At 30.5% G+C, this 20,566-nt stretch carries 17 protein-coding genes and 1 riboswitch; all 17 genes read left to right on the top strand.

Annotated elements, in window-relative coordinates; translation table 11 throughout:
- Position 1: 1 nt before the first annotated feature.
- Positions 2-460, top strand: coding sequence for a 6-carboxytetrahydropterin synthase (locus OCU47_RS15910; protein WP_261829593.1), 459 nt, complete (start codon positions 2-4; stop codon positions 458-460).
- Positions 461-488: 28 nt separating this feature from the next.
- Positions 489-821, top strand: a complete 333-nt coding sequence (locus tag OCU47_RS15905) for a hypothetical protein (RefSeq protein ID WP_261829592.1) — start codon at positions 489-491, stop codon at positions 819-821.
- Positions 822-1,069: 248 nt separating this feature from the next.
- Positions 1,070-1,795, top strand: coding sequence for a PadR family transcriptional regulator (locus OCU47_RS15900; RefSeq protein WP_261829591.1), 726 nt, complete (start codon positions 1,070-1,072; stop codon positions 1,793-1,795).
- A 96-nt stretch (positions 1,796-1,891) separates the two neighbouring features.
- Entirely contained in the window at positions 1,892-2,644 is a 753-nt protein-coding gene (locus OCU47_RS15895; RefSeq protein WP_261829590.1) for an ABC transporter ATP-binding protein, read from the top strand.
- 13 nt (positions 2,645-2,657) lie between these two features.
- Entirely contained in the window at positions 2,658-3,404 is a 747-nt protein-coding gene (locus OCU47_RS15890; protein WP_261829589.1) for an ABC transporter permease, read from the top strand.
- The gene (locus OCU47_RS15885; protein ID WP_261829588.1) at positions 3,404-4,456 is read left to right on the top strand and encodes an ABC transporter permease; all 1,053 of its coding nucleotides are present in this window, start codon (positions 3,404-3,406) and stop codon (positions 4,454-4,456) included. The genes OCU47_RS15890 and OCU47_RS15885 overlap by 1 nt, the downstream gene beginning before the upstream one ends.
- A gap of 128 nt (positions 4,457-4,584) precedes the next feature.
- Positions 4,585-4,694, top strand: a riboswitch (SAM riboswitch).
- 99 nt (positions 4,695-4,793) lie between these two features.
- The gene (locus OCU47_RS15880; RefSeq protein ID WP_261829587.1) at positions 4,794-5,945 is read left to right on the top strand and encodes a trans-sulfuration enzyme family protein; all 1,152 of its coding nucleotides are present in this window, start codon (positions 4,794-4,796) and stop codon (positions 5,943-5,945) included.
- Between the two features lie 2 nt (positions 5,946-5,947).
- Positions 5,948-7,081 carry a trans-sulfuration enzyme family protein gene (locus OCU47_RS15875; RefSeq protein ID WP_261829586.1) on the top strand — a complete coding sequence of 378 codons (1,134 nt, stop codon included), beginning with the start codon at positions 5,948-5,950 and terminating at the stop codon, positions 7,079-7,081.
- A gap of 267 nt (positions 7,082-7,348) precedes the next feature.
- Entirely contained in the window at positions 7,349-8,677 is a 1,329-nt protein-coding gene (locus tag OCU47_RS15870; RefSeq protein ID WP_261829585.1) for a hemolysin family protein, read from the top strand.
- Positions 8,678-8,947: 270 nt separating this feature from the next.
- Positions 8,948-10,666 carry a methyl-accepting chemotaxis protein gene (locus tag OCU47_RS15865; protein ID WP_261829584.1) on the top strand — a complete coding sequence of 573 codons (1,719 nt, stop codon included), beginning with the start codon at positions 8,948-8,950 and terminating at the stop codon, positions 10,664-10,666.
- Positions 10,667-11,599: 933 nt separating this feature from the next.
- Complete coding sequence (locus OCU47_RS15860; protein WP_261829583.1) at positions 11,600-12,613, top strand: LCP family protein; 1,014 nt, start codon at positions 11,600-11,602, stop codon at positions 12,611-12,613.
- A 236-nt stretch (positions 12,614-12,849) separates the two neighbouring features.
- Positions 12,850-13,404, top strand: coding sequence for a hypothetical protein (locus tag OCU47_RS15855; RefSeq protein ID WP_261829582.1), 555 nt, complete (start codon positions 12,850-12,852; stop codon positions 13,402-13,404).
- Between the two features lie 206 nt (positions 13,405-13,610).
- Positions 13,611-14,012 (top strand): CidA/LrgA family protein, encoded by a 402-nt coding sequence (locus tag OCU47_RS15850; protein ID WP_261829581.1) that lies wholly within the window; start codon positions 13,611-13,613, stop codon positions 14,010-14,012.
- A gap of 1 nt (position 14,013) precedes the next feature.
- Positions 14,014-14,700 (top strand): LrgB family protein, encoded by a 687-nt coding sequence (locus OCU47_RS15845; protein WP_376778043.1) that lies wholly within the window; start codon positions 14,014-14,016, stop codon positions 14,698-14,700.
- 177 nt (positions 14,701-14,877) lie between these two features.
- Positions 14,878-16,464 carry a hypothetical protein gene (locus tag OCU47_RS15840; protein WP_261829580.1) on the top strand — a complete coding sequence of 529 codons (1,587 nt, stop codon included), beginning with the start codon at positions 14,878-14,880 and terminating at the stop codon, positions 16,462-16,464.
- Positions 16,465-16,838: 374 nt separating this feature from the next.
- On the top strand, positions 16,839-18,497 hold the full coding sequence (kdpA, locus tag OCU47_RS15835) for a potassium-transporting ATPase subunit KdpA (protein ID WP_261829579.1): 1,659 nt from the start codon (positions 16,839-16,841) through the stop codon (positions 18,495-18,497).
- A 16-nt stretch (positions 18,498-18,513) separates the two neighbouring features.
- Positions 18,514-20,559: a potassium-transporting ATPase subunit KdpB gene (gene kdpB / locus OCU47_RS15830; RefSeq protein ID WP_261829578.1), complete on the top strand. Its 2,046-nt coding sequence runs from the start codon at positions 18,514-18,516 to the stop codon at positions 20,557-20,559.
- Positions 20,560-20,566 lie beyond the last annotated feature (7 nt).

Below are 20,566 nucleotides of genomic sequence, written 5' to 3'. Positions count from 1 at the left end.
ATTGAAATACAGTCAATATAAGTTTAAGTTTTATTTAAATGCAAGTCATGCAATATATATTAACGGTAATCTTGGTCAAAGTCATCCTCATACCTGGGAAATAATGATTGATACAATAAAGTTAAACGATAGATTTATACAATTTCATGAAGTTGAACGAAGAATTGAGCAGCTACTACATAAATATCAAGATAAATATATAAATGAAATAGAGCCATTTAGTTCGCTAAATCCTACATTAGAAAATATCTGTGAGTTCTTTAAGAATAGCATAAGGAAGTTATTAAAAGAAGTTGGATGGGAATTAATTAAAATTGAAACTAGTGAGACTCCAGCAAGGTCATATACAATTGATTTAATGGATGAGATTGAGCTAGATGTTAGATTGCAAGAGCAAGAACAAATAGAGATAGATAGAGAAGTTGAAAAGGTTATAAGTAAGATGTTGAAAAAAATTTAAGTTATAAATTTAAGAGAGGGAGGATTTTATGGAGTTCTTACAATTGATTGTATTTTGTTTAGGTATAACCTATGGTGGATTAACAATAATTCCATGTGTTCTGCAACTTAAAAAGAAACAGGTTAACCTTTGGGCTAATATATTGATGGCAGTGGGGGCAGCTCTTGTAATTGTAGCAATTGACATGGGATATCTTGTGGACAGGGAGACAACTTGGGTTTTAATTTTAGGCTTATTATGCATTCATATTGCAGCTATTAACAACGGATTTAAGTTATATGGGCATATAAATATTAAGCACCACATAATAAGGTTTATTATTTCTTTAGCACTTGTAATATTATATGTTATTGCTTTTTAGACATATGGAAATAAGTCATATTTAAAAAATAGATAAGTCCATATGATAGTCTATTTGACCTTCTACTCGTCCACAGAATGCTTAGACAGCCTTGCTATCTGCGGAGCCTGTTTTTTTGCCAACTAAAGATATCCATCCCATATTTGGAATTGGTATTTATTTTCAGATATCTAAATATTTTATTGACAATATACAAGTATAGGTATAATATGAAAATATATTTAGTCTTGGATATTATGGAGGTAAAAATGGTAAAGGCACTTATACTGTATTATCTGAGTGTGAAAGAAACACATGGATATGAGATACAAAGGTTTGTAGAATTTGTTGGCATTGATAAATGGGCGAAGGTCAAATCAGGCTCTATATATTATGCTTTAGCAAGCTTAGAGAAAGATGGATTTATTGATACTGTTAGAGAAGAAAGAACGGGAGCGAGAGTTAGAAAAATCTATGGTATTAATAAAAAAGGAGAGCAAGAATTAGTAAAGCTAACTAAAGAAGAACTTTTAAAGCCAATCTGGCCAGTTGAATCAGAAAAATTTGAGAGTTGGACTTTTATAAACAAGCTTCCTAAGGAAGAAGTAATAGAGCTTGTAAATAAGCATATTGAAGAATTAAAAGCTCAAGTTACTTGGTGGAAACAGGGCAAAGAAGTTAAAGTTCTTGATAATTCCACAAAACTAGATATCTTAACTTTTGATATATCAATAACTAACTTAGAAAATCAGATAAAGTGGCATGAAGCTTTATTAGAAGAATTAGATAAATGTATGATAATAAGTGGTGGACAAGAAAATTTAATTAAATCTATAGCATTTGAAGAGATTGATGATAAACGAACTTGCAGTATGAATAGAGAGTTTCAAAAGAATTTAGATATCATGAAGAAAAGGATGAAAGATAATCCGGATCAAATAGATGATTTGGTTAATCAGATAGTTAATTTGCTAAAAAATCAAAATGATAATTAGATACATAAATAGGGCGGAAGCCCATTTATTATGATTAGATATCCAAGATTGAATATTCAGTGCTAAATACTCAAATATATATAAGGAGAGATAGAAATGAATAGAATATTAGAAGTAGAAAATTTGAAAAAAGGTTATAAAGATAAGAAAGCTGTGCAAGGTATTTCTTTTGGGATTAATGAAGGTGAAGTTCTAGGTCTTTTAGGACCAAATGGAGCTGGTAAGAGTACAAGTATCAATATGATTTCAACAGTTTTATCACCAGATGAAGGAAAGATTAAGTATATGGGGGAAGACATAAGAAAGATTGATAAAAAGTTCAAAAAATCATTAGGAGTAGTCCCTCAAGATTTATCTTTGTTTAATGATTTGTCCGCTTATGATAATGTAAAGTTTTTTTGTAGTTTATATGGGATAAGAGGTGAGCAACTTAAGAAGTGTGTAAAAGAAGCATTAGAGTTTGTTGAGCTTTGGGATAGAAGGCATGAGAATCCACCTTCATTCTCTGGTGGAATGAAAAGAAGATTAAATATAGCTTGTGCTATAGCTCACAAACCAAGGTTGATTATAATGGATGAACCTACTGTTGGTATTGATCCACAGTCAAGAAATCATATTTTAGAAGAAGTAAAGACTTTAAATAAATCTGGAGTTACTGTAATTTATACTTCTCACTATATGGAAGAGGTAGAAGCAGTATGTTCAAGAATTGTAATAATGGATGAAGGTAAAATTATTGAGGAAGGAAATAAGGAGGAACTTAAACAAAAGTATTCTAAGAATAAAGATGAACAAACGTCTTTAGAAGAGATATTTTTAAACTTGACTGGAAAGGCATTAAGAGATTAGTGGAGGAAAGATTATGAATGAAATTAGAATTTTAACACATTTTTATGTTAAAAGAACAATGAAGGATTTCTTTTTACTTATATATAGCATAATTTATCCAATGGTATCGATATTACTTCTAGGTTATATATCTTCAAAGTTATTTACGGGAGACAAAAATATAACTTCATATACTTATTACACCATAGTAACATTACCATTTTTTATATTGAATTTTATAATTACCATGGCATATTTGGCTAAAGATGAAAGTATAAATAAAGTTTCTTATAGATTTTTAATTTCACCAATTAATAAGAGAAGTATTATAATTTCAAAGGTGATTTCAGCCTTTGTAGTGGTATCACTATACAATGTATTTTTATTAGTAATATTACAATTTTTATTGAACCTGAAATTAGGACAAGGATTGTATAAATTAGCAGCTTTATTATCATTTGAAACATTTATGATAACTGCTATAGGAATTTTTATTGGAATTAGTTTTCAAGATTTCAAGAGAATAAAGACTGTATTGATGATTCCGTTAAATTTAATGGGGTTCTTAGGAGGAGCTTTTTTCCCAGTAGGTTCATTAGGTGTTACATTTGAAAAGTTAAGTTATATATCACCCTTAACTTGGGCAAATAGGGCAGTAATGCAAATGTTATATGACAACAATCTGTCATTATACATTAATGTATCTATAGTAACAATTGTAATAGGAGCATTTTTCACATTATTGTCTGTAGTAACTTTTAAAAAGGAGGCTTTTCTATAATGAATATCGTGTTATTGGTTTTTAGAACAAATTTGAAAAGAAGTTTAAAAGATAAAAGAAAGTTTTTTATAAATCTTCTATTACCAATAGTGGTAATATTATTATCAATAGTTATCAGTAACTCTTCAGCAATCTCTGTTAATATAGCATTAATTAATGATTTTCATGATAAAAATACAGAAAATTTAATATCGTTATTAAAGTCTACGAAAGGAATTAATATAAAAGAAGCAAATAAAGAAAACATAAATACTGATATATTAAATGGAAAATATGCTGCATCTATTACAGTGAAAAAACCAATAGATAAGCAAGTATTGGCAGATATAGATGGATATTTTACAATATATACATCACAAGAGGAAAATACACTTGTTGTAGTTAAAGACTTAATTAAAGGAACAATACAAACAAATAAGCCTATAAGTTTTAAAGATATTAATAAATCTCTAACAGAAGGGCAACTATCAAAAGCTGAAAATGTAGTATCACTTTTATCTACAGTCTTGTTAATAATGGCAGTAGTTAATGGGGCATTACTTATTAAAGATAAAGAGGATAATATCTTATTTAGGTATAAATCATCACCAAACAAAAGGTGGCAATATATTATTGGGAACGTTTTGTTTAATTATTGCTTGTGCTATATACAGTTAGCAGTAACTTTTATATTAGCAACTATGTTACAAATAAATATGAATATTTCATTATTGAATTTGCTGCTATTTGGGTTGGTTATAGTACTTGTTACCACAAGCTTTGGAACCTTAATAGCATGCTTATTTAAAAAAGATTTATATGCTAATATGTTTTCATCAGCTATTGGTTTCATTTTAGCTTTAATTGGAGGAGGATTTCTTCCTTATGAAAAAATGCCAACAGTACTTCAAGCAATTAGCAATATTACGCCAATAAGATGGATGATAAAAGGGACTAGGTTTATAGAAAATGGAAGTGATCGCATCATTTCGTCATTAATCGTTTTGCTAGTATTTGCAGTTATATTTTCATCTTTAGCTACTCTATTTAGTAGACACAGTGTATCTTTATAATAAATTATATTAATTTACCTATTAAGTGTAATAGTTCTTGACAATACATTCAATAAGATTATAATTAAATCTAATAACTCAAACGTAATTATATTGTTACAGTTATAAAATAAAATTTAATATTGAATATCTTATTAAGAGCGGTGGAGGGACTGGCCCTATGAAACCCAGCAACCTGTAATAGATCATTAATATTATGTGGTGCTAAATCCTGCAGGATTATCCTGACAGATAAGAAGAGTAATAGACTCGTTATGTCTATAATTATGACTATTTTTAGCCACTTCTTATCTAAAGAAGTGGCTTTTTTGATGCAAAAAATAAAGGGGGCAAAAAAATGAGTGAAAAACATTTATTCGAGACAAAGGCGGTAAGAGGAGCTTCAGGTGGAGATGAACGAACTGGAGCAATTAGTTTTCCAATTTATCAAACAGCAACATTTAAACATTTGGGGTTAAACAGAAGTACTGGATATGATTATTCAAGACTACAAAATCCAACAGTAGAGGAGCTAGAAAAGACTGTTGCCAATCTGGAAGGTGGAAAGGAAGGTTTAGCTTTTTCTACAGGTCTTGGAGCGATTACTTGTAGCATCCATCTTTTTAAAGCTGGGGATCATGTTATTGTTTCAGAGGATTTATATGGGGGTACTTTTAGATTATTTAGTGAGATATATCATGAATTAGGCATAGAGGCAACCTTTGTTGATACTAGAGACCTAAAAGCTATAGAGTCAGCAGTGAAGGAAAGTACAAAGGCAATTTACATAGAAACTCCATCAAATCCATCTATGAGAGTAACAGACATAAGAGGAGTAAGTGCAATTGCTAAGAAGAATGATTTGCTTCTAATAGTGGACAATACATTTCTAACTCCATATTATCAAAAGCCATTAGAGTTGGGAGCTGATTTAGTTGTTCACAGTGGTACAAAATATCTTGGCGGACATAATGATTTACTAGCAGGTTTTCTTGTTGCAAATGATGAAAAAGTGATACAAAGATTAAGATTTATTCAAAAATCTACAGGTGCAACCTTAGGAGCCTTTGAGGCATGGCTTGTATTAAGAGGCATAAAGACCTTGCATATTAGATTAGATAGAGGCCAAGAAAATGCTATAGTTATTGCAAAATGGTTAAAACAACAAGATGAAATAGAAGATGTGTATTATGTTGGTTTAGAAGATGGTGATGGATATGAAATAAATAAATCTCAAAGTTCAGGCTTTGGAACAACACTATCATTTAGGGTTAAAGATAAAAATCTTGTGGAGCAAATTCTAAATAACGTTAAGGTAGTATCTTTTGCAGAAAGTTTAGGGGGAGTAGATACTTTGATTACATATCCATTTACTCAAACTCATGCAGAGGTACCAGAGGAGCTTAAGATTAGACTTGGGGTAGATGAATATCTTTTGAGATTGTCAGTTGGAATAGAAAATGTACAAGATTTAATTCAAGATTTAGAAAGAGCAATAAAGGGGGCTTAACCATGAGAACAGGAACACTATTAATTCATTCAGAAGGAAGTATAGATAATGTAACAGGAGCACTAAGTACGCCAATATATCAAGCATCAACCTACCACCAATTTGATATTGATAATTTTGGTAAGTACGATTATTCAAGATCAGGGAATCCAACTAGGGATGTCCTTGAAAATTTAATTGCTGAGTTAGAAGGAGGGGACAGAGGGTTTGCCTTTGCTTCTGGAATGGCAGCCATTTGCTCAGTGCTTAGTATTTTCTCAGCTGGGGATCACATTGTAATCTGTGGTGATGTTTATGGAGGAACCTATAGAGCGGTGACAAAGTTATTTTCTAGATTTGCTATAGAGCATACCTTTGTTGACGCTAGTAATCTTCAAGAGATTGAAGGAGCAATAAAAGAAAATACAAAAGCAATATATCTTGAGACACCTTCAAATCCATTGCTTAAGGTAACAGATATAAGAGAAGCAGTAAAGATTGCAAAGAAATCAGCAGCCTTAGTAATTGTAGATAACACATTTATGTCTCCACTTTTACAAAAGCCTTTAGAATTAGGAGCGGATATAGTTGTGCATAGTGCCACAAAATTTATAGGTGGGCATAGCGATGTTATATCAGGACTTGTGGTTACAAAGGATAAAGAAATAAGTGACAGGGTTTATCAAGTGCAAAATACCTTTGGAGCAGTACTTGGACCTCAAGATTGTTGGTTACTTATAAGAGGTTTAAAAACTCTAAAGGTAAGACTTATAGAAGCACAAAAAAGTGCAGAAGCATTAGTAAAATGGTTAAGTCAAAGGGAAGATGTAGAAAAGGTCTATTACCCAAGTTTAGAAGGGCATCCAGGAAGAGAGGTACATTTGTCTCAAGCCAAGGGTGGTGGTGCAGTGTTTTCATTTAAGTTTAAAGACATAGGGAAAACAAAGTATTTTCTAAAGTATATAAACAATGCTGCAGTAGCAGTAAGTTTAGGCGGGGTTGAAACCATAGTATCTTACCCAGTTAAGATGAGTCATGCAGCCATACCAAGAGAGGAAAGAGAAAAGCTTGGAGTAACTGATACTCTTATTAGAGTTTCTGTAGGACTTGAGGATATTGAGGATTTGATTGAGAGTTTTGAAAAAGCGATTATCTAATATAAAGCAGTAAATAAGAGGAATTAATATTGTGTGAAAAGAAAGTGAGGGAAATGTTCACAATTAACTTTGGTTAAAAAAAGCTATTATTTAACTAAAACAGAGGGTATATAAACAAATAGTAATCTGCTATCTAAAGAACTGGGGCAAGCCTTTAAAAACTGCCTAGTTCTTATTTTTTATCATTAATGCTCTCGTTGATAGAATATTATTTGTATGTTACCATATAAATGTATATATATTATAAAAAGAGGAGTTGGAGTTAACGTGGAAGCGAGCCCGGAATCGAGTTCAAGTATTTTACTACAAATCATATTATTGATTATTTTAACAGCGATAAATGCTTTTTTTGCATCAGCAGAGATGGCCATAGTTTCTTTGAATAAGAATAAAGTAAAGATGTTGGCTGAACAAGGAAATAAAAAGGCACTATTATTAGAAAAACTTTTTAAAGAACCAACCAAATTTTTATCAACTATACAAGTAGGCATTACTCTTGCAAGTTTCTTTGCCAGTGCATCTGCAGCTACAGGTATATCAGTTCAATTTGGGAAGGCTTTAGAAAAAGTTAATGTACCTTATGGAAGTCAAATAGCATTGGTTATTGTAACTATTATTTTGTCATATGTGACTTTAGTGTTTGGAGAGTTATATCCTAAGAGAGTAGCACTACAGCAGTCAGAAGTTATTGCTATGTTTGCTGTAAAACCAATTTTATTTCTTTCAAAGATTGCCTCACCTTTTATAAAAGTTCTTACTTTATCAACAGCTTTATTATTAAAAATGACAGGCATAAAAGTTGGAGATATAGAAGAAAAAGTATCAGAAGAAGAAATTAGATCATTGGTGGAAGCTGGTCAAGAAGATGGTGTTTTCAATGAGACAGAAAAGGAAATGATCAACAGTATATTTGAGTTTGATGATAAGATAGCTAGGGAAGTTATGACACCAAGAATAGATGTATATTCAGTTGATATAAATGATTCCTTGAATGATTATTTAGATGAGTTACTTCAAATGAAATATTCAAGAATTCCAGTATACGAAGAAGATAGGGATAACATCATTGGAATCTTATATATAAAGGACTTTATAATAGAAGCTAGAAAGCATGGCTTTGAGAATGTAAATATAAAAGAGATATTACACGAACCATACTTTGTACCTGAAAGTAAAAAAATTGATGAGCTATTTAAAGAATTGCAACAATCTAAAAGGCACATCGCTGTCTTAATAGATGAATATGGTGGTTTTTCAGGAATAGCTACTATTGAAGATTTAATTGAAGAAGTAATGGGAAATATAGAAGATGAGTACGATGATGATGAACCTCAGATAGAGAAGGTTGATGAAGGCACTTTTATCATTGATGGACAAGTTCCAATTGATGATATAAATGACCAATTAGCGCTTAATTTAAATTCAGAAAGTCATGAGACTATTAGTGGATTGCTAATTGATATAATAGGGGAAATACCAGACGAGGATGAAAAGCGTACTATAGAAATTGATAATAATATCTTTAAAATACAGCAAGTAAGAGAAAAGAGAATAGATAAAATTAAATTATATATACAAAGTAATGAAGTAAGTTAATTAAAATTTTAGTCTTTAAGATATCTGTAGAAAATGTTAATTTTAATAATTAACGGTTGTAGGTATTTTAAAGACTTTTTTATTTTGGAAAGCAGTTTTCTACAAATGATTATGAATATTTGTATATCAATAGTGTTACCAACTTAGTACAATAATATAATTGAGTATTTTTATGATTTTTTAGGAAATTTCCCATAGTATCTATTTTATGATAAAGGAATTACAATTTTTTACGATTTAATTAATAATAAAACTAAGGAGGAATATATTATGGATAAATTTATAAATATTAAAATCTTTAAAAGATTCAAGGTAAGCTATGGGATAATAATACTTTTTATTTTAGCTATAGCATCAACAATATCTATTGGTTCAATTAGTTATATCAAGCTTAACAACATTAATAATAATGTAAATGAAATGGCTAATATACAACTTGCAGGGGCTACAAGGGTTGGGGAGATAGATGGTTCATCAGGAAACCTTCGTAATACTTTAACTAAATTAACAGATAGAAAGTTTGATGAAAAGTACATAAGCACTTTGGATAGTCTATCTTCAACTATGAATAAAGATATAGATGAAGAAATTTCTTCAATTCCTGATGAAAAAGGTAAAAATTTAGCTAAGGAATTGAAAAAAAGTTTTGCTGATTATACAGTTTTTGTAGATAAATTAAAGGATATAAGATCTATTGGAAAAAATCCTAATCAAGATTTTGTTGATGCAAATACAAAAGCAGGAACTAATCTAGCTAATTGCATAAAAGCACTTTCACAATACCATAAAGATCAAGCAGAAATATTAAAGGATAAATCAGCTAAAGACTTTAACAATGCAAAAAAACTATTAATTATAATTATTATAGTTCTATTAGTAATAGGAACTTTATTATCTCTAGCAATTTTATCATTAATAAATAATTCTTTGAAGAAATTTATAAATGCAATAAAACAGGTATCTCAAGGTAATTTAAATGTTGATATAGATACTGACGGGACTAATGAATTTGCATTAATGAATAGTTCATTAAATTCTACAGTTGAGTCTATTTCCAAGATAATCAGTGAAATAAAAAATAAAGCTGATGATATTAATAAGGAGGCAATCTCACTTTCAGCAGTTTCAGACCAAATGTCATCTACTTCTCAAGAAGTAAGTAATGCCATTTCTCAAGTTGCAGATGGGTCTACTTCTCAATCAGGTGGACTTGTTGAAATGACCAATTCTTTAAACAACTTTGGGGACTCAATAGATACAGTTTTAGTATCTATAAATGATGTTAATACTACAGCTCAACAAGTCAGCTTAATGGCTAATGGCAGTAATACTCAATTACATGAATTAGTAGTATCAGTTAATAATATGAATAATTCTTTTGAAACTGTAGCGGAAAAAGTAAACAATTTAGTGTTAAGTGTAAATCAGATTAATGAAATAACTTCATTGATTAACAGTATAGCTGATCAAACAAATCTATTGGCATTAAATGCTGCTATTGAAGCAGCTAGAGCCGGTGAAGCTGGGAAAGGCTTTGCGGTAGTTGCTGATGAGATAAGGACGTTAGCTGAACAAAGTAAGGACTCATCAGATGAAATAGCTAAATTGGTTTTTGATATATCCAATGAGACAAATGTCGTTATAAATACTACAAAAGATGTAAGTGGTACAATTAATGCGCAAATAGAAGGAATAGATAATTCAATAGTTTCATTTAGAGAAATAGTACAAGCAGTAGAAAAAATAATCCCACAAATAAATAAAGTAAGTAGGGCTATGGAGAAAATTACTGGAGATAAGGGTGCAATAATAGAAAAAATTGAAAATTCTTCAGCAATTGCAGAAGAAAATGCAGCCTCATCAGAAGAAATAAGTGCATCAACTCAACAGATGTCAGAATCATCAAGTGAAGTTGCAACAGCTGCGGAAAAATTATCACAAAATGTTAATGTTATGTTTGAAACAATAAATCAGTTTAAGCTTAAATAATTTTAATAATGAAGTGAGCTGTAACTAAAAGAAAATATAAATATATATTATTATTACAACGGGTCAGTAATGATATTGCTATATTTGCATTATACTGTAATAAAGCAGTGAAAGATGAAATGAATCAGCTGAAATTTAAATAGGCTGGTTCATTATTTTTTTAGTAGTTAAATGAATAGCTGTGAACGATAAAGTGTTTTTTATGGAATCAACATAAGAGTACTTAGTTCCAAGTAAAACAAGGATAACATTTTAGCAAAACTAGTCTTTTAGCGTTTCTTGATATCATGATATCAAGAAATAGATATATTAATATATGTAGGCTAGTCTATTTCATTTTATAATGGTAAAATATTAATATATAATTACAATATCAAGTGGAACTTGATTCAGGTGGGGTTTGATCCCCATCTGAATCTTAGTTGAACTTATCCAGGAGCGTGCAGCCGTTATCTCCAACTTAAGCAAATAAGTGAAAGTCAAAATCTATGATTTGGTTACTTGAACTTAGTTAACTAATGAATTAGTTAACTTCATTAAAATCAATTTAGTGTGAATCGGTTAAGCAGACATCTCAAATCTATGATTTGATGATGGTCGCTTACTCTGTGAGCACTCATCTGACTTTAGGAAGAGGAGTTTCATATAAGATTAGAGTGTTACGGATGCTAGCTATCGGATAAAAATTTGCACCAGAAAGGTAAAACAATAATTATTGTAATATTGGGAAATGGTAAGAGTAGAGAACATTAGTTTCTTGTTTACTAATTCATGAGGAAAAGTTAAAATCTAATATAGAAAGATATAGTTTGCCCAATCTTACAAATTAATGCAATCTAATGGGACAAAACGTCAATATGTTCAGTGAAAAATACTTTGATACTAGCATGTTGAAACTTGAGTCATAATTTACATAATAATAGGAGATATACGATGGAAAAGAAAAAAGTTAAGAAGAGCAAAAAATTTAAAATTATAGCTATAGTATTTATAGTTTTAGCTGTAATAATAGCAGTACCATATTTTTATTTTAATTATCAGGTTGGAAAGGTAAAAACAGTAAGTATACCAACTTCCTCTAAGGACCTTGGTATAAATGAAAATATATTTAAGCCAAAGGCTAATACTGATGATTATGTAAATATACTTCTTTTTGGTGTAGATACCCGTGATGTACAAAACAAAAAGGGAAGTGCTGACAGTATCATGATATTAACAGTGGATAAGTTTAATAAAAAAATGAAACTTACATCTATCATGAGAGACTCTATAGTAGATATGCAAGGCCGTGGAGAAATGCAAGGGTTTAACCAAGATAGAATAAACTACTCCTTTGATTATGGCGGAGCCCCACTTACTATAAAAACAATAAATGAAAATTATCAAATGAACATTAAGGACTATGTAAAAGTTGACTTTGTAGCTATGGCAAAATTAATAGATGCGGTTGGTGGAGTTCCTGTAAATATTACTGCTGAGGAGATACCTGTAGCCAATTCATATATTAAAGAAATATCAAAGATAGAAAAAACAACTCCTAACTATATAAAAACACCAGGCTTACAAACGCTAAATGGTGTTCAAGCTGTAGGATATTGCAGAATAAGATATGTAGGAAATATGGACTTTGAAAGAACTCAAAGACAAAGAACTGTATTAACTGAGTTATTTAAAAAGTTGTCAAAAACTAGTTTACTAGATATGCCTAAACTTGCAGACACAATATTGCCTAATGTAGAAACTAGTTTGGATAAATCAGACATTCTTTCTTTGGCTAGTTATATATTGATGAATAAGATAAGTAATATTGAACAGTTAAGACTTCCTATTGAGGGGTCATACCGTACTATATATGTAAATAATGTATACTTTTTAGGATGGGACAAAGATACTAATATTAAAAAATTACATGAATTTGTTTTTGAAGGACAAAATATAGACAAATAACTACAGTTGCTGAGTTTTAAATAGTCTGTGTTAATTTCATTAAGATGGTATAAAAATCATCAAAATGAAAGCAATACAGACTATATTTTTTTACAATAAATTATGTTCAGTAATTCTCTATTTCAAAATTAGGTAGCGTGATATATTTTATAGATGTTATTAATTCAATAAATGTGATATTATGGAACTGGGCTGATAATTAAATAATATAAGGGTATAAGGGAGGGGGAGCGTAAATGTTACTAAAAGTTAGTGATGCGACAAACACCTACACTGTTGAAAGTGTAGAAGAACTTGGGAAAATGATAAAGTCAGGTAAGGTAAATAAGGATTCAAGAGTATTTGATGCAGAGGCAGGGGAATATAGAGCACTGCAAGAAATTAAAGAAGTAAAAGAGTTTGCTTTGTACACAGAATATAATAAATACTTGTGCATGGATGCAGAGAGTATTGAGTTAGAAAAGAAAAGAGAAACAGCTCAGGATAATCGATATAAAATAGTTGTAGTAACTTCATTAACTATGTTAATTATTTCAGTGATAATTAATATTATTAATTTAATTAGAATAACTTCAATTATGAAACTATCAGCATTTTCTGCTGGAGCTGCAGGTGGTGCTCAGTTATTTAGATGGGTTATTATGGTGATAATATGGATATTTGTTAAAAACCGTTATCAAAAGAATCATGGGAAAATAGCTGCAGTTATTTTAATATTACTAGGTATTATTTATATATTTATGGCATTTATATCTTTTCAGATTATAAGTTATTTGGGTTTATCCATGTAAAGAAGAGCATAAGTATTGAAAAAAAATCCATGAAGTCGCATAAAGACTTATTTATTATATATTCAAAGAGAATACGTTTACTAGGATTTATAAAGGCTTACTATAATGTTTATAGTAAGTCTTTGATTTTTGTATATTAAATTTATATATTATAAAATAAGAAGTAGAGAGTATATTTGAATTATCAAATGGAGGATTTATTATATATGAAAATTATGACACAAATAGGCATAGTTTTTGGAGTTTGTTTATTAGGCAAGGTTATAGCTGCAATTTTACCAATAGCATTTCCAGACAGTGTTATCAGCATGATCTTATTATTCGTTTTGTTATTATTAAAGGTTATAAAAATACATCACATAAAAGAAAAGGCAGATTTTCTACTAAGAAATATGGCATTTTTCTTTATTCCAGCAGGGGTAGGAATTATGGATAATTACACTTCTCTAAAAGGTAGCATCTTACCATTATTAGCAGTTTGTGTACTCACTACAATTATAACTTTTGCAGCTACTGCTTTTACAGTGAGAGCAGTAATAGCCGTACAAAATAAGTTAGGTACAGCATGTATACAAGATATTAATGATGAACAGGAGGAAGTGGTTTAAAATGAAGATTAATGATATTTTAACCTCACCGTTTTTTGGAATAGTTCTTTGCATTTTAGCTTATGAAATAGGATTGTATATAAATAAAAAGTTAAAATCAGCTATTGCAAATCCACTTCTTATAGCAATTGCAATTATAATAGTTATATTAAAGCTATTTAATATACCAATGAAAAGTTTTAATGTTGGGGGAAGCATAGTATCTATGTTTTTAGCTCCAGCTACGGCAGTGCTTGCAATATCAATTTATAGTAAACTTGATATATTAAAGAAAAATTTGATACCAATAATAGCTGGAACTTTAGTTGGATCAATAACCTCAATGGGTAGTGCATTTTTATTATGCAAAGCTTTTGGGTTAAATAAAAGTTTAGTAGCTTCAATGATTCCTAAATCAGTAACAACACCTATTGCCATGGAAATATCTAAGCAAGGTGGAGGTCTGGTTCCAGTAACAGTTGCAGCAGTTATAATTACAGGGATATTAGGAGCTATATTAGCACCTGTTCTAATTAAGGTATTTAGAGTGAAAGATCCAGTTGCAAGAGGAGTTGCTATAGGTACATGCAGTCATGCAGTAGGAACATCTAAAGCTATAGAAATAGGAGAAGTAGAAGGAGCAATGAGTGGAATAGCTATTGGCATGGCTGGAATAATTACTGTAATTTTATCAATAATAATAAAATAAATAATGCTATACATATAAAACAATGATATAATTTTATTTATAAAACTCACCAATGACTTGTATACTGAATTGGTGAGATATTTTATTTTAAGCATCTAAAAGCAAATAGGTTTATATGTTAGTTCATTTGGAATTGTTATTTATTTTTAGAAGCTTTAGTGAAAATAGGAGTGTTTTATGAAAATTGATATTATAAATGCCATTGAAAGCAATTTAAATATACAAAAACTTTTCAAGGATTTTGAAGAAGTATTTGAAAAAACATATGGGAAGTTAGGCAAGATTGAAAGATCCAATGTACAACTTTTTAAAGATTCAATAGTTAGAAGGTGGATGTATTCAGCCTTAACTACAGAGACTTATTTGAATCCTAATTATTTGATAAATCAATTGGCACAAGAAAAAGTCAAAGGAGATTATGCAGTTACTCCACATATAAGAATTAGTGTGGATGAACATGATAAGTTACAACTTAAAAGAGAATTTATATTTTATTCTTTAGATAAACATCCAGTGCTTGAAGATTTGGATAGATTAATAGAGTTTGCAAATCCAACAATTATAATTAGAGAAGGAAATAAGTTTGTAGTAGATGATGGGGAAACCTTTATTGAAACATTGAGTTTTAGAAGTGGATATTATTTAGACTATCTTCTTGAGGTAGCACAAGCTTTAGGTTTATTAGAATCAATGAAATCTATAGGGTGTACTTGCTTAGCAGTAGGAGAAACTTATAGAGCATTTAGTAAGTTAGATAATTTAGATAAGATTAATAAAATTCTCGAGTATAGTCTTCAGTATAGTGCTACAAAGTTAAATGGACTTGGTATCTTTTTAGAAACCTTTGATAGGAAAAAAATACTAAGTTATTTAGACAATAATATAAACTTTGGTGATTACATTAGGAACATCAAGCCTTTGGAGAATAATATTTATAGCATGGTTAGAGAGCAGCTGCCTCAAGAATCCACAGATAATGTAAAGGATATTGCTAAAGTAAGTGCTCAGATTTATTATAAAATATTTTTTGATATGTACTTTACCAGCATATATGGGTATTATTTAGGAATAATAAGTCCTAATAATGCATTGGTGTGTGTAATGGATAAGTTTATAAAAGAAGTTGCAGAGGATCAAAACTTAAATGATAAGTTAAGGTTAATATTTCAATGTGATGACATACATGATTTAACTCCTTTTGGGCAAAGGATTTTAGAACAGTTTAGAAAAGATTTTAAGGATAGTTATTATGTAAAGTTGAGAACAGAAGATTTTCCACAAATCATGCAGTTAATTGAAGAAGAGAATGATGGAAACAATAAAGCTTTGGATTTAGAGTTTGATTTTCAGGATGAAGATGAGCTTGAAAGTGACTTTTATGGTAACAGAGACTTTATCGAAAAGCATCTAAATAAGTTTTACTCATATTTGACTAAAGAAAAAGGATTGAAATATGAAACAGCAGAAGATCATTGTGGGAACATCGAGCTGTTTTTAAGTATGTATTTAAAGTGTCAGGATAATAAGAATATAAAACTTATAACAGCAGATCAATTAGATTTATATCTACGTGGTTTTTTTATGGAAAATGTAGCTACAAGCAAAACTGATACAAAAAAACAGCTTGTCTCAATTGGAAAGTATGGGGATTTTCTACATTTAAAGAAATTCATAAGTGAAGATGAATTAAAAAATATAAAAAAGCTGGTAAAGAAAAAAGATTTATATATAAGGTTGTTTGAAGAACAATTTGAACAGTGGTAAATTGATTCTATATAAGTTATTGAAAAAAATTTTTCAATAACTTATATTTTTTTTGCATTAAACACTAATGAATCCTATAGAAAAATAAAGAAAATTATCATAAGTTTAAAGTATTTTAAGGATTTGGCTAAATTTCAGTCTATGAAATACAGATATAAAAAGTGTGAACATGGTGTAAACATTTAGAATTTTTAATTTATAGAAAATAAGAGATATTGCCTTGTAGGCTGAAAGAAAAGTGTATAAATTTTGACCAGATAAGATAATGATAAGGAAAATGGGTATATATGGCGCTAAATCGCATTGTTTAAGAAATTAAAGGGCGTATAATTCAGTCTGTGCTTGAAAAATAATAGGGAATAAGGGGTGAAGGTATGAAATATATATCTTTAGTTATTTTATTAGTAATATTTATTTTTGCATCAATTTTCGTCGGAAAATATATCTACAATATTTTATTTGGCACAAAATCCTTTGTGGATAAGGTTATGGATAAAGTGGACAACTTTATATATAAGATATCAGGGATAAAGGGCGAAAAGATGACATGGAAGCAGTACTTAAAAGCACTATTAATCACAAATATAGCAATGATAGTAGTAGCATTTTTAGTGCTTATAGCTCAATATTTTATTTCAGGAGTAAAAAATCCATTATTGAAAGTTAATTGGCATACAGCTTTTAACACAGCTATAAGTTTTATGACCAATACGGACTTACAAGATTATACGGGGGAGTCTAATTTAACAAACTTATCTCAAATGATAGTTATAACCTTTATGATGTTTACATCAGCAGGTACTGGCTTTGCAGCTTGTGGAGCATTTATAAGAGGAATTACAGGAAATCCATTAGGAAATTATTATAGAGATTTAGTTAGAATCATAACAAGACTTTTAATACCAGTATCAATTGTTGCATCAGTTATTATGATTTGGCAGGGAGTGCCTCAAACATTAGAAAGTCATAAAATTGTACAAACATTAGAAGGAAGTTCTCAGACAATAGCTTATGGACCAGTAGCATCACTAGAAAGTATTAAACACTTAGGTACAAATGGAGGAGGATTTTTTGGAGCAAATTCAGCACATCCTTTTGAGAATCCAACACCACTTACAAATTTTATAGAAATGATTCTAATGATGTTTACACCAGGAGCATATTTTTATGTATTTGGGAAAGCAACAAAGCATAAGAAAAATGGAATGGCAATGTTTGCGGCGGCGTTATTCTTATTCTTAATGGTAATACCAATTATATTACATGCTGAAATGGGTGGAAACCATGTGATGAATACGGCTGGTATTCAAAATACCTTAGGTAATATGGAAGGAAAAGAAGTAAGAAATGGTGTTTTTGATTCTTCAATATTCTCAGTAGTTACTACAGCCTTTACAACAGGTTCAGTAAATAATATGCATGATTCATTAACAGCACTTGGTGGTGCAGTGCCAATGTGGAACATGATGCTTAACCTTGTCTTTGGAGGTAAGGGAGTTGGTTTTATGAACCTAATAGTATATGCAATGCTTGCTGTGTTCATATGCGGACTTATGGTTGGTAGAACTCCTGAATTTTTAAGAAGAAAAATAGAAGGAAAGGAAATGAAGATTATAGCTGCAGTTATTCTAATTCATCCTTTTCTAATATTATTACCAACAGCTATAGCAGCAGCTACAGGACAAGCTTCCTTAGGTGGATATCATGGATTTTCACAGATGTTATATCAATTCTCTAGTTCAGCGGCTAATAATGGCTCAGGATTTGAGGGGTTAGCAGATACTACAGCATTTTGGAATGTATCAGCAGGAATTGTAATGTTTTTAGGCAGATATATTTCAATTGGATTATTGCTAGCATTAGCAGGATCAATGATGGAAAAAACTCCAGTTCCAGAAAGTTCAATATCTTTCAGAACTGATAAGCCGTTATTTGTAGGAGTGCTAATAGCAGTTATTCTTATAATTGGAGCCTTGACATTTTTACCAGCTTTAGTACTGGGACCTATATCAGAGTTCTTGACACTGGTTTAGTAGGAGGAAGAAGAGAATGAAAGATAACAAAAAAAGCTTTATTACAAAAAAGATGATAAAGGATGCAATTCGTGATTCATTCATTAAGTTGAATCCTAAAGATATGATAAAAAATCCAGTTATGTTTGTGGCTTATATAGGAATGATAATTACAGCAATTCTTACTGTTTTTCCTCAGATAGCTGGAGAAGGCGGTAGAACATATAATTTCATAGTTACAATAATACTCTTCTTTACTATAGTTTTTGCTAACTTTGCAGAAGCTATAGCGGAAGGAAGAGGAAAAGCCCAAGCCGATACTTTAAAATCTACAAAAAGAGATACTAAGGCTAAGCTTTTAAAGCCAGATGGAAGTTATGTAATAGTAAATGCTTCTGAACTTAAAAAGGGAGATAGAGTTTTAGTAGAAGCAAATGACATGATACCGAATGATGGAGAGGTAATTGAAGGATTAGCTTCAGTTAATGAATCTGCAATAACAGGGGAATCAGCTCCAGTTATAAAGGAACCAGGTGGAGATTTTTCATCAGTTACAGGAGGAACTACAGTAGTTTCTGACTGGATCAAGGTTGAAATTACTTCAGATCCAGGGGAATCCTTCTTAGATAAGATGATTTCATTGGTAGAAGGAGCTTCAAGACAGAAAACACCAAATGAAATAGCTTTAAGTACATTATTAGTAGCTCTTACAGTAATATTTATAATGGTTATTGTTTCACTATATCCTATAGCTAACTTTGTTGGAGTAAAAATAGAAGTATCTACTTTAGTAGCTTTGCTAGTTTGCTTGATTCCAACTACTATTGGAGGTTTGTTGTCTTCTATAGGTATAGCAGGTATGGATAGGGTAACAAGATTTAATGTTATAGCTATGAGTGGGAAGGCAGTTGAAGCTTGTGGTGATGTAGATGTAATGATATTAGATAAAACAGGTACAATTACCTTTGGAAACAGACTTGCAGCTAAGTTTATTCCAGTTGAAGGTGTTTCTGAAGAAGAGGTAATAAAATATTCATTAATTACTTCAATAAATGATACAACTCCAGAAGGAAAATCAACAATTGAACTTGGAGAAAAGCTTGGCTTTACAGTTAATAAAGAAGAATATGCAAAAGCAGAGTTTATTGAGTTTACAGCTCAAACAAAAAGCAGTGGGATGAACTTAGAAAATGGAGATAGAATCAGAAAAGGCGCCTATTCTTCTATAACAGCCTTTGTTAAAGAAAATGGAGGAGCAATTCCTAGTGATTTAAAGGATAAGGTTGATGATATTTCAAAACTAGGTGGTACACCTTTAGTTGTAGCAAAGCAAGATAAGGTTTATGGAGTAATATATTTAAAAGATACAGTAAAACCAGGTTTGGTAGAGAGATTTGCTCAACTTAGAGAAATGGGAATAAAAACTGTAATGTGTACAGGAGACAATCCATTGACAGCGGCAACTATAGCAAAAGAAGCTGGAGTTGATGATTATATAGCTGAGTGCAAACCAGAGGATAAGATAGATGCTATAAAAAAAGAACAAGCTAATGGAAAGATAGTTGCTATGACAGGAGATGGAACTAATGATGCTCCAGCTCTTGCACAGGCAAATGTAGGGCTTGCAATGAATTCAGGTACCATAGCAGCAAAGGAAGCTGCAAACATGGTGGATTTAGACTCAGATCCAACAAAGATATTAGATGTAGTTGGTATAGGAAAGCAATTACTTATAACAAGAGGTGCGCTTACAACTTTCTCAATTGCTAACGATGTGGCTAAATATTTCGCGATAATACCAGCAATGTTTATGCTTGCAATCCCACAAATAAAAGTTTTAAATATTATGGGTTTGAACAGTCCAAAATCAGCTATAATATCAGCTTTAATATTTAACGCTATAATAATTCCATTGTTGATTCCAATTGCATTAAAGGGTGTTAAGTATAGACCTATGAAACCAGAAAAAATACTAAAAAGAAATTTAAGCATATACGGACTTGGTGGGGTCATTGTTCCTTTTATTGGAATTAAAATAATAGATATTATTATCGCACCATTATTAAAAATTATAGGTATGTAGGAGGGAA

The sequence above is a fragment of the Clostridium sp. TW13 genome (assembly GCF_024345225.1).
Taxonomy (GTDB): Bacteria; Bacillota; Clostridia; order Clostridiales; family Clostridiaceae; genus Inconstantimicrobium; species Inconstantimicrobium mannanitabidum.
This window is presented reverse-complemented; position numbering and strand designations above follow the sequence as displayed.

Coding starts and splice junctions, on each gene's coding strand:
- OCU47_RS15905 (WP_261829592.1), top strand. CDS start 489: ATGGAGTTCTTACAATTGATTGTATTTTGTTTAGGTATAACCTATGGT.
- OCU47_RS15875 (WP_261829586.1), top strand. CDS start 5,948: ATGAGAACAGGAACACTATTAATTCATTCAGAAGGAAGTATAGATAAT.
- OCU47_RS15845 (WP_376778043.1), top strand. CDS start 14,014: ATGAAGATTAATGATATTTTAACCTCACCGTTTTTTGGAATAGTTCTT.
- kdpA (WP_261829579.1), top strand. CDS start 16,839: ATGAAATATATATCTTTAGTTATTTTATTAGTAATATTTATTTTTGCA.
- OCU47_RS15840 (WP_261829580.1), top strand. CDS start 14,878: ATGAAAATTGATATTATAAATGCCATTGAAAGCAATTTAAATATACAA.
- kdpB (WP_261829578.1), top strand. CDS start 18,514: ATGAAAGATAACAAAAAAAGCTTTATTACAAAAAAGATGATAAAGGAT.
- OCU47_RS15855 (WP_261829582.1), top strand. CDS start 12,850: ATGTTACTAAAAGTTAGTGATGCGACAAACACCTACACTGTTGAAAGT.
- OCU47_RS15865 (WP_261829584.1), top strand. CDS start 8,948: ATGGATAAATTTATAAATATTAAAATCTTTAAAAGATTCAAGGTAAGC.
- OCU47_RS15900 (WP_261829591.1), top strand. CDS start 1,070: ATGGTAAAGGCACTTATACTGTATTATCTGAGTGTGAAAGAAACACAT.
- OCU47_RS15895 (WP_261829590.1), top strand. CDS start 1,892: ATGAATAGAATATTAGAAGTAGAAAATTTGAAAAAAGGTTATAAAGAT.
- OCU47_RS15890 (WP_261829589.1), top strand. CDS start 2,658: ATGAATGAAATTAGAATTTTAACACATTTTTATGTTAAAAGAACAATG.
- OCU47_RS15860 (WP_261829583.1), top strand. CDS start 11,600: ATGGAAAAGAAAAAAGTTAAGAAGAGCAAAAAATTTAAAATTATAGCT.
- OCU47_RS15850 (WP_261829581.1), top strand. CDS start 13,611: ATGAAAATTATGACACAAATAGGCATAGTTTTTGGAGTTTGTTTATTA.
- OCU47_RS15880 (WP_261829587.1), top strand. CDS start 4,794: ATGAGTGAAAAACATTTATTCGAGACAAAGGCGGTAAGAGGAGCTTCA.
- OCU47_RS15885 (WP_261829588.1), top strand. CDS start 3,404: ATGAATATCGTGTTATTGGTTTTTAGAACAAATTTGAAAAGAAGTTTA.